Below are 6753 nucleotides of genomic sequence, written 5' to 3' on the forward strand. Positions count from 1 at the left end.
CCCGGGCTTTTACAATTAGTACATGCTGGACGACGGTCTCTTTGCTGAAATCTCTTTACCCTGTTCTTCCTGGGAATTGTAAAAACGGGTAGTTGGGTATGCAAAATGAATATCGGGAGCTGCCTGAAACTGCGTCAGTATTTCTTCCCAGATGTGGTTTTCGCTGTCACGGCGGCCGTTCAGGTTGCTCAGGTAGCGTATGGTCAGCTGGATGCCGTTTTCGCGGACTTTCATAAAGACCTTCGGATCGAAGCTGCGATAGAAGATCAGATGCCGCTGCGACTCTATCCGGACCCGTTGCTCTGCTTCTTTGCTTAACTTCTCTGTATTCCGGTTGCCGATTGCCTCCAGTATGGTTTTGGCTTTTTGCCAGTTGCTCTCAAAGGTGATGCGCACCTGCACTTCGTGCCACAGGTACGGAAAACCGTAGTTATAATTTACCTGTGGCTGCGTGAAAACGTGGCTATTGGGTATGTGCACCACCCGCCCGGTTGCCTGCTCGGAATCTATCCACTCCCCCAATTCATTCAGGGTGAACTGAAAGAAGGTAATATCGATCACATCGCCGGTATGATTGCTGATCTTGATCCTGTCCCCTACCTTGAAAGGCCGCTTCCACATCAGGAATACCCAGCCAAACATGTTCAGGATCGGATCGCGCAAAGCTACCACCAGGCCAACCGCAAATAAACCCAGGAAGGTGGCAATGGATTGAAAACCATCGAACCAGATATTGGCCAGGAATATGATACCAAGGCCGGTAATGGTATAGTTGGTGGTCTTTCGCCATTGGTACTGCTTCCTAGAATCCGTCTGCTGCCTGGCTGCCACCCGCAGCAGCAACCGGCTGGCGACCCATAGCGCCAGCAACACAACAACGGACATCAAGATGTTTTCCTGGGTTTCAGCTGACAGATTCAGCGTTTCCTCGATCCAGTGCTCTATTTTTCGCATGCAGTTCTAGTTAAAACATCAATAGCTGGCTATAAACAGCTCTTTACGAATAATCAGGCAGGTATAGCTTTAAAATTATTTACACAACCAGTTCCTTGGCTGCTTCCAGCTGCCTGATCCGCCAGGGGCTTCCCACGATCCACAGGATATCCCCTTCCTCGATCACCAATTCTGAGTCGGGGTTGAGTATTCTTTCCCCTTTCTTCTCTATACCTACGATCAGCCCTTTCGTTTTCTCCCGGACACCGGATGCGCGCACTGTTTTGTTGAGCAGCATCGATCCGGCCGATACAACGAGCTTCTGAAGCCGGATCTCTTCTTTTCCGGCTTCGCCGTTTAGCTCAGGCACGACCTTCGACTCAATAAGTTGCCTGACTGTCTCTATTTGTTCGTCGGTTCCGAAAATATAGATCTTATCATCCGGGAAAATCCTTTCATACCGGGTAGGCGCCATGATGGTTCTGTCTCCCCGCTCAATCACCGCAACATTCACGCCATACGTTTCCCTGATCTGCAGCTCCACCAGGCTTTTGCCTACTACGGCCGACTCAGGCGAAACATCAAAGCTGGTCAGGTGCGCCTCCCAGGGCACCAGCGTATGGGTCATTTTGCTGGCCGCACTGATTTCGCGGGCGTTCAGGTTAGACATAAACCGGTTTTCTATCCGGATGTAGAAGTTCTGAATTCTTTTCGAAAAAACAACCAGCAGGCACACGATAAACAGCCCTACCACAATCGCTACCAGCACGGAGAACACCTGATTCAGGAGGAAGCCAATGAACAGAATCGCAATACCGATCCGGATAAATTCGAGCACAATGATGAGGCTACGGTAGTTTTTGTTGGCCCAGATGCGCCCCTGCGCTTCTTTCTGCGGGTGATGCACCGCCAGCGCCCAAAGAAAAGGTGCCATAAAGCTCAGGGTGATGGCGACAGCCGTAATGTCACCCCAGATGCCGCTGATCAGATGTTCGGTCACCAACGGGTACAGGTACCTGATCGAGAGCAGGACGATCGCAATCATGATGACCGAGTACACGACCAGGTTGATGGTATAGGATCTGAGCACCAGCTTCCAGTCACTGGTTGTGCTGATGGTTTGGGCGCCTGAGCTATACTCGTTCAGTGAGCGCTTCCATTTGGCCGGCAATACCCGTTCGATAGACTTGTGGAATGGCTCAGAGAGCTTGATCATGTAAGGTGTTGTAAAAGTTGTGATCGCCGAAACGGCCACCGCCACCGGGTATAGAAAGTCGCTGGTTACATTGAGGGTGAGCCCCAGTGTGGCGATGATAAAAGAGAATTCCCCGATCTGCGAAACGCTCATACCTGACTGGATCGAAGTCTTTAACCCCTGCCCTGCCATCAGGCCGCCGCCCGTAATGCTGACCATTTTGCCCACAATCGTCACCACGGTAATCAGTGCAATCGGCCCGGCATAAGACAAGATCGTTTCGGGATTGATGAGGATACCTACTGACACGAAGAATATAGCCCCGAACAGATCTTTTACGGATGCCACCAGGTGTTCAATTTTTTCTGCCTTGGTCGTTTCAGCCAGGATAGACCCCATGATAAATGCCCCCAGCGCCGGCGAAAACCCTACCTGCGCCGCCAGTATGACCATCAGGAAACAAAGGGCGATGGACACGATCAGCAGCGTCTCATCGTTCATCAGTTTGCTTGCTTTTCGCAGGAACGTGGGAATCAGGAAGATACCGGCCAGGAACCATACCACCAGGAAGAAGGCCAGCTTGAGCACCGCTGCCAGCATTTCGGTGCCGGCAAACTGCTGGCTCACGGCCAGGGTAGAGAGCAATACCATCAGGAGGATCGCCACCAGGTCTTCTACAATGAGTACCCCGAACACGAGGCCTGCAAACCGCTGCGACTTCACACCCAGCTCATCGAAAGCCCGGATGATGATGGTTGTGGAGGAAATGGACAAGATACCGCCCAGGAAGATACTGTCCATGGTAGACCAGCCCAGCAGCTTGCCTGTGAGGTAGCCCAGCAGCAGCATGACCACCACTTCGACCAGGGCCATGATGGAAGAGGACCCGCCTACTTTCACCAGTTTCTTGAAGCTGAACTCCAGCCCCAGGGTGAACAGCAAAAAAATTACGCCTATTTCAGCCCATACGTTGATGTTCTCGATCTCAACGATGGTAGGGAACAAGTTGAAGTGTGGCCCTACCAGCAGCCCTGCTATGATATAACCCAATACCAGCGGCTGCTTTAGCTTCTTAAAGACGAGTGTCATGATGCCTGCAGCACCAAGTATTAGTCCCAGGTCCATGACTAAGTTGGGAAGGTGTGTCATATAATGTTGTTGTTAACCTTTGTGAGAATAAGTGAGCGTATACTGTCCGCTGTAGTGAATGAGAGCCTACAGTATACTTGAATAGTTAGCCTGTTCCGGGTAACACCAGGTAAGAGACAGGCTCTCTGGCGCCGGGCATTACGGCTACCCGCCATGAGAGCAGGTGCTTTAGGCAGCAACGCCTCTGGCATCAGAAAATTTGTTGCAGGCAGCGTGCATACAGCCTACAGGTTTCTTAGCAGGTATAGCCTATCAAAATAGCCTGCTTCATCAGAGCGGGAAGAGCATGTTCCGCCTACGGGGCATTCGGCAGTAAGCTGATCAGGAATAATTGCGCGATCCGTTCGCCCCCTATAGCCTCAGAAGCACAGATCGGGAAGTCAACAGAAGGGGGTAAAAAGGCCAACCGCAGCAGCGAGGCCCTAATGGTCTGCAGCGGACTCAGCACAACAGAAGATGAGGCCTTGGCATCCTCAAATACCTGTACCGCCGGTTTCTTCACAGAGCCGGTGTCTTCTCCGGCAGGCGCTATTCCCAAACCAGCGGCAACTTCAGCAATAGATCCTTTTACCAACAAACTATACACGGCCAGCTCATGCCCGGGCAAAGTAAGCGCCCAAAGCAGCATGACCCACATCAAAGGGTATCGGAAATAGTATTTTATGCTGATAGCAGAAGGCATTGGTTTACAAAAATAAGCGCTTATCAACTAAAAAGGTAGCTTTTACAAGGCTAATTGCAGGTGGGTGCCGGCCTTATTCAACCGCATAACCCGGCTATCCGTCAGGAGAGATGAAAACTGGGCCGTTATCCCTCCTGGTGAATAGCATACCTGTAGCCCCTCTGTACATCCCCTGCTTTTGTTTTCTGCCAGTGGCTGATTTTACTTAGGAATCAGCTCCTTCCAGGCAGGCATGCAGTATTTCGGAAAACCGGTATACCTCTTCGAAGGAATTGTAAAGCGGCGTAGGTGCGACGCGGATCACACTTGGCTCCCGGAAATCGACGATGATACCGGCTCCCATCAGTTTGTTGAACAGCTCCCGGCCATTCTTTTTTACCAGTATGGATATCTGGCAGCCCCGGGCCTGTGGGTCGCGCGGCGTAATCATCTCCAGCACCTCTTTGCCCACGTGCACATCATCGATCAGGTACTCCAGGTAGCCGGTCAGTTTTTCGCTTTTCGCCCGGAGTTTGTCCATACCTGCCTCATCGAACAGCTCCAGCGCCGCACGGTGCACGGCCATCGGCAGAATCTGGGCGTTGCTCAGTTGCCAGCCTTCGGCACCGGCCATCGGCAGAAAGCCTTTCTTCATCTGGAAGCGGGAACCGGCATCGTGGCCCCACCAGCCCGCAAAGCGCGGCAGGTCCGGGTTGTGGGCGTGGCGCTCGTGCACAAACACACCCGCCGTGCCACCCGGGCCGGAATTGAGGTATTTGTAGGTACACCACACAGCAAAGTCCACCTCCCAGTCGTGCAGCTGCACCGGCACGTTGCCGGCAGCATGCGCCAGGTCGAAGCCCACAACAGCACCTGCCGCATGGCCCGCTTGGGTGATGGCCTGCAGGTCGTATACCTGCCCGGTGTAGTAGTTGATGCCGCCCATCAGCACCAGTGCCAGCTCATCGCCGGCATCCTGTATACTTTGCAGAATGTCTTCGGTGCGCAAGGTATGCTCGCCTTCGCGCGGCAACAACTCAATGATCGCTTCCTCCGGGGTATAGCCGTGGAACTTCACCTGCGTTTCGAGTGCGTACTGGTCCGACGGGAAAGCCCCGCCTTCCATGATCACTTTGATCCGCTTGCCTTCGGGCCTGTAAAACGACACGAGCATGAGGTGCAGGTTCACCGTGAGCTGGTTCATGATCACCACCTCTTCCGGCTTGGCTCCTACCACGCGGGCGGCCCCGTCTGTCAGCAGCCGGTGGTAGTTGAACCAGGGCTCCTCACCTTTGAAATGGCCTTCTACAGCCAAGTTCGCCCACTTATACATTTCGTTGTCGATGTACATCTGGGCCGACTTCGGTTGCAGCCCCAGGGAGTTACCACAGAAGTAAATAGCATCCTGTTTATTTACCTGAGGGGCATAAAAACGGTCTTTGAAGTGCTTAAGCGGATCCTGCCGGTCTTGCTCCTGCGCAAAGGCAAGGGTATTCTGATAGTTCATTTTTTGGGTGCGGATGTGTGGTATCATTTAGCTTTGCCTGTAAAGGCTAAGCACTTTTCTATTCTGCAAGATAAGAAATCAGACAGGAAATGTTGAGAGGAAAGTACTGCTTATACCTTCTCCCTGGCAGCAGAAGCAGCCTCTTTCACAAACTGCTCTTTTTTCAGGTTGAGCCATTCGAGGGCCGTGCCGTGGAGCAGGCGGTCTTTGGTGGCTTTGTCGTACGGCATGGATTCGATGAGCTTGCCCGGCTCCGGTTCGCCCAGCGGAAAGGGGTAGTCGGTACCGAGCGCAATGCTGCCGGCGCCCACCAGGTTGACCAGGTAGTCCAGCGCCTGCGGATCGTGCACCAGCGAATCGAAATAAAACCTGCCCAGGTAGTCGCGCGGGTTCACGTTGTTGTCGACCGCACACAGGTCAGGGCGAACTTCGAAGCCATGCGCAATGCGGCCGATGGTGGCCGGGAAGGAGCCCCCGCCATGCGCAAAAGCCACCCGCAGTTTGGGCAAGCGCTCCAGCACACCTCCAAATATCATCGAGCAGATCGCCATGGTGGTCTCGGCTGGCATACCTACCAGCCAGGGCATCCAGTATTTGCTCATGCGGTCTTTGCCCAGCATGTCCCACGGATGCACAAAAACGGCTGCTCCCAGGGCGGCGGCGGCTTCAAAAATGGGGAAGAGTTTTGGTTCATCCAGGTTACAGCCATTCACATTCGTCCCGATCTGTACGCCCGCCATACCCAGTTCCTTCATACAGCGCTCCAGCTCTTTGATCGCCAGCTCTGTGTCCTGCATCGGGAGGGTGCCCAGCCCTACAAAACGATCCGGGTACTCGGCTACTATACCTGCAATGTGGTCGTTGAGCATCCGGGACAGGTCGTAGGTATGGGCGGGCTTGGCCCAGTAGTTGAACATGACCGGCACGGTACTCAGCACCTGCACGCCCACCTGGTGCCGGCTGCACTCGTGCAGGCGCACCTTCGGGTCCCAGCAGTTGTCCTGTATCTCGCGGAAGAACTTATCGTCCATCATCATGCGGGCACAGCAGGGCTTGTGGTGCTCCAGCCGCACAAAGCCGCCATAACCGTACCGCTCACGCAGATCGGGCCAGGTGGCAGGCAAAATGTGCGTGTGGATGTCAATCTTAAAAAGATCGTCCGGAGTATGGAGAACAGGTGTAGGCTTCAGGTTTTGCATGCTGGTAAAGGGGCGAAAAAGCTGCTATACGAGGAATGTCTTCATCAGGCAATCCAACAATATAAACATTTTATACTTTCTACGCACTTTTCGGATCCGGAAATACCGG

The 6753-nt window shown here is 53.4% G+C and carries 5 protein-coding genes; all 5 read right to left on the bottom strand.

Annotated elements, in window-relative coordinates:
- Positions 1-15 precede the first annotated feature (15 nt).
- Entirely contained in the window at positions 16-954 is a 939-nt protein-coding gene (locus OB13_RS10540; RefSeq protein WP_461490126.1) for a mechanosensitive ion channel family protein, read from the bottom strand.
- 79 nt (positions 955-1033) lie between these two features.
- Complete coding sequence (locus tag OB13_RS10545) at positions 1034-3277, bottom strand: cation:proton antiporter domain-containing protein (protein WP_461490127.1); 2244 nt, start codon at positions 3275-3277, stop codon at positions 1034-1036.
- A gap of 295 nt (positions 3278-3572) precedes the next feature.
- Complete coding sequence (locus tag OB13_RS10550; RefSeq protein WP_461490128.1) at positions 3573-3959, bottom strand: hypothetical protein; 387 nt, start codon at positions 3957-3959, stop codon at positions 3573-3575.
- A 205-nt stretch (positions 3960-4164) separates the two neighbouring features.
- Positions 4165-5445, bottom strand: a complete 1281-nt coding sequence (gene kynU, locus OB13_RS10555; protein ID WP_461490131.1) for a kynureninase — start codon at positions 5443-5445, stop codon at positions 4165-4167.
- A gap of 110 nt (positions 5446-5555) precedes the next feature.
- On the bottom strand, positions 5556-6644 hold the full coding sequence (locus OB13_RS10560) for an amidohydrolase family protein (protein ID WP_461490129.1): 1089 nt from the start codon (positions 6642-6644) through the stop codon (positions 5556-5558).
- Between the last annotated feature and the right edge of the window lie 109 nt (positions 6645-6753).

Source organism: Pontibacter sp. HJ8 (assembly GCF_054824225.1).

Excerpts from the sequence above, each read along its gene's own strand:
- OB13_RS10560 (WP_461490129.1), bottom strand. The coding sequence starts at position 6,644 with ATGCAAAACCTGAAGCCTACACCTGTTCTCCATACTCCGGACGATCTT.
- kynU (WP_461490131.1), bottom strand. The coding sequence starts at position 5,445 with ATGAACTATCAGAATACCCTTGCCTTTGCGCAGGAGCAAGACCGGCAG.
- OB13_RS10540 (WP_461490126.1), bottom strand. The coding sequence starts at position 954 with ATGCGAAAAATAGAGCACTGGATCGAGGAAACGCTGAATCTGTCAGCT.
- OB13_RS10545 (WP_461490127.1), bottom strand. The coding sequence starts at position 3,277 with ATGACACACCTTCCCAACTTAGTCATGGACCTGGGACTAATACTTGGT.
- OB13_RS10550 (WP_461490128.1), bottom strand. The coding sequence starts at position 3,959 with ATGCCTTCTGCTATCAGCATAAAATACTATTTCCGATACCCTTTGATG.